This is a genomic window from Micromonospora sp. NPDC002296 (genome assembly GCF_040296145.1).
In the GTDB taxonomy this organism is placed as follows: Bacteria; Actinomycetota; Actinomycetes; order Mycobacteriales; family Micromonosporaceae; genus Micromonospora.
Map to the genome: position 1 here is coordinate 1 of NZ_JBEOWQ010000110.1, position 3,350 is coordinate 3,350.

General features: G+C 74.2%; 4 protein-coding genes. 1 reads left to right on the top strand and 3 read right to left on the bottom strand.

The genetic code is table 11. From position 1 onward, the window contains the following. Positions 1-243 precede the first annotated feature (243 nt). From ABT023_RS28860 to ABT023_RS28870, 3 genes are all read right to left on the bottom strand, one after another. On the bottom strand, positions 244-1,353 hold the full coding sequence (locus ABT023_RS28860; RefSeq protein ID WP_350889834.1) for a magnesium and cobalt transport protein CorA: 1,110 nt from the start codon (positions 1,351-1,353) through the stop codon (positions 244-246). 75 nt (positions 1,354-1,428) lie between these two features. After that, complete coding sequence (locus ABT023_RS28865; protein WP_350889836.1) at positions 1,429-2,064, bottom strand: class F sortase; 636 nt, start codon at positions 2,062-2,064, stop codon at positions 1,429-1,431. Positions 2,065-2,151: 87 nt separating this feature from the next. Continuing rightward, a complete protein-coding gene (locus ABT023_RS28870; protein WP_350889837.1) occupies positions 2,152-2,634 on the bottom strand; it encodes a hypothetical protein in 483 nt (160 codons plus the stop codon). Positions 2,635-2,988: 354 nt separating this feature from the next. Here ABT023_RS28870 and ABT023_RS28875 point away from each other — a divergent pair. Further along, on the top strand, positions 2,989-3,350 hold a 362-nt coding region (locus tag ABT023_RS28875), incomplete at its 3' end, for a hypothetical protein (RefSeq protein WP_350889839.1).

Genomic DNA, 3,350 nt, shown 5'->3' on the forward strand with positions numbered 1-3,350 from the left:
CCCCGGTTCCGGGGACTGCCCCGGGCCGGTCCCGCCCGGGTGAACCATGTACAACGCCCCCGACCCCCCACCGATTCCACCCCCACAGTGACCCCCACCACCGGACACCCCACCCTAAACCACCCATCGCGCGCACCGAGGAGACCTACGCCAACCGGGCGGCGAAACCCGACACGAACTTCTTGCTCAACGGGGTGAGAGCGGGGCGTTGTGCGGGGGCCTGTGGACTGCGGGGATGTCGGGTCAGAGCCAGCCGGAGCGGCGGAAGAGCCGGTGCAGGGTCAGTGCGGCGGTTGCCATCACCAGCAGCGCTCCCGCGTAGCCGTAGCGCCATTGCAGTTCGGGCATGTTGGTGAAGTTCATGCCGTAGATCCCGGCGACGGCGGTCTGGGTGGCGGCGATCGCCGCCCACGCGGCGATCTTGCGCATGTCGTTGTTCTGCTCGACGGCCAACTGCGCCAGCCGGGACTGGAGGATCGAGTTGAGCAGGTCGTCGTACGCGCCGACCCGGTCGACGGCCCGGGCCAGGTCGCTGTCCACGTCGGCGAACCAGCGGCGCAGGGCCGGGGGCGGGCCGTCGGGCTGCTGCCCGAGCAGCGCCCGCAGCGGCGCCTGCAGCGGCAGCACCGCCCGCTTGAACTCGACGATCTCCCGCTTGAGCTGGTAGATCTGCTGGATGTCGGCGGACCGGTCGCGGGCGAAAACCGTCTCCTCCAGCCGTTCGAGGTCCGTCTCGACGTGACCGGCGACCTCCAGGTACAGCTCGACCATTCGGGCGCAGACCGCGTACGCCACCGCCCAGGGCCCCTCGGCCAGCACCGCCGGGCGGCGCTGGATGTCCTCGCGCACCGTGGCGAGTGCTCCGGCCGCGCCGTGTCGGACGGTGATGACGTACCGGTCGCCGAGGAACACCATCACGTCGCCGGTGTCGATCACCTCGGAGGTGTCGGTCAGTTCGGTGTGCGCGACGTAGCCGGCGGTGCGCAGCACCAGCAGCGTCACGTCGCCGTGTCGTTGCAGGGTCGGCCGGTGTCCGTCGGCGAGGGCCTGTGCGACGCTGTACTCGTCGAGGCCGAAGGTCGACCCGACTGCGGCCATCACGGTCGGCGTCGGGTCGTGCAGGCCCAGCCAGACGAACGGCCGCCGGCCGTGGCGCCGTTGCGCGTACGCCTCGGCGTAGTGCGGGCGCCCGGGTTGGCGCCGCCCGTCGACGTAGACGGCGCAGTCGACCACCGCGTCCGGGTTGGACCGTGCGGCGGCGGGCACGGCGTCCGTGATCGGCCGGCTCCAGGGGCGGCGTAACAGGGCGGGCAGCCGCCCGAGCCATCGGGTCTGCACGGTTTGCTGGTCCACCGCTCACCTCCGCCGCACCGGGACTGACGGCAACCGTAGGCGATCTCCCGGCCGCCGCTGGCGCGGGGGCGGAGGTCAGGCGAGCAGGGTGGCGAAGACGACGACGTTGTCCAGGTAGGAGCGGGTGTGTTCGTCGAACTGGCCGCCGCAGGTGATCAGGCGCAGCCGGGGCACGGTGCCCGCACCGTAGACGAGGTCGGTGGGGAAGCGGGCCTTCGGGTACGACCCGACGCCGTCCACGGTGAACGTGGCGGTCCGCGCGTCGGAGCGGGTGACCTGGATGCGGTCGCCCGGCCGGAGCCGGCCGAGGGCGAAGAAGACCGCGGGGCCGGTCTCCCGGGAGTCGACGTGCCCGACGACGACGGCGTTGCCGGCCTCGCCGGGGCTGACCCCGAGGCGGTACCAGCCGGCGACGGTGGGCCGGTCCGACGGCGGGACCTCCAGTTCGCCGGCGGCGCTGGCGCCGACCGGCACCAGGTCGGCGCGCACGTCGATCGCCGGGACGGTGATCCGGACCGGCGCGGCGTGGGGCAGCGGCGTCCCGGGCACGGTGCCGCTGCCCGTCGCCGGGTCGGTTCCGGTGCCCGGGGCGACCCGGGGTGGTGGTGGGTGGGTGCGGGCCGCCCCGAGGGCGAGTAGTCCGCCGCCGGCGACGCCGGCCAGCGCGATCAGCGCCACGGCGGTCCGTGGGACCCGGTCGCCGGTGGGCACGTGCGCCTCCTTCGCGTGCGCGGCGGGTGCCCGCGGTGGCGTGGGCCGGCGCGGGCACCCGTCTCAGGATGGTGGTGACGTAGGGCGTCAGGCGTGGTTGACCGCGTGGCGTCGGCGGCGTGCCAGGAGCAGTGCGCCGGTGGCCGCGGCCCCGACGAGGGTGCCGCCGGTGGCCAGCAGGCCGCGGTTGTCCGCGTCGGTGCCGGTGCCGGCCGGGGCCCCGCCGATGGGGGTGACGGTGAATGTCGCGCTGCCTGAGGAGGTCCCGTCGCCGCAGGTCGCCGTGACCGTGTACGTGCCGAGGGTGAACCCGGCGGTGAACAGTTCGGCGCTGAGCCCGCCGCCGGCGGCGGCGGTGGTGGACCGGACGTTCTGGTCGCGGTCGGGGCCGGTGACGCGGAAGATCGCGTCGCCCGACTTCGGGTTGCAGGTCGAGGTGAGCACCACGGTCCCGCCGACGGGGGTGGTGGCCGGTGACACCGTGGTGTCCGCGAGCGCGGCGACCGGGAGCAGGAGCGTGCCGATACCCACGCCGAGCGCCGCCGATCCGAGAACTGACTGTGTCTTCATGCGCGTCTTCCCTCACTTTTCGTCCGCTGACTGCGTGGGACGTCGTTCGGGTGGCCAACTCCGTGACTAGCACCGGTGTGCCCAACACTAGGAGGGTTGGACCCCCGATCCGGTGAAAACGAGAATTCTTCGTTGCCGTCACGTGTCCACCCGGCCGGCGTGTGAGCTGCGGAAACGGCGGTGCTGGCGCTCGTCAGCCCGGCGGTCCGGGTCGTACCAGGCCGGTCTCGTAGGCGAAGACCAGCCGGCCGACGTTATGCCCCTGGCAGAGCGTGCCGCGCCCACCCACCATGTCGGTTCAGACTGGAGGTGACGCTCGGCCGGGACGGCCGGGCCCGAGCCGGGGGAGACGCCGTGGCGGTGATCGACCAGGTGCGGGGGCCGGCCGGCTGGCGGGCCGACCAACTCGCCGACGGCGGGCGGTGGCGGCTCACGGTCGACGACGCCCAGCGCGCCGAGCTGCGGGCCGCCGTCGCCGCCGTGGAGGCCGCCGGCGTACCCCCCGACGGGTTGTCCCGGGCCGACTTCCCGCTGCCGGCCCTCGGCCCGGAGCTGGCCCGGCTGGCCGCCGAGGTGACCGGCGGCTGCGGCGTCGGGCTGGTGCGTGGCCTGCCCGTCGCCGGGCTGCCCGAACGCGGGTGCGAACTGCTCGCCGTCGGCGTCGCCGCCCACGTCGGCCGGCTCGCCCCGCAGGGGGCCGACGGCGCGATCCTGCG

Coding starts and splice junctions, on each gene's coding strand:
- ABT023_RS28870 (WP_350889837.1), bottom strand. CDS start 2,634: ATGAAGACACAGTCAGTTCTCGGATCGGCGGCGCTCGGCGTGGGTATC.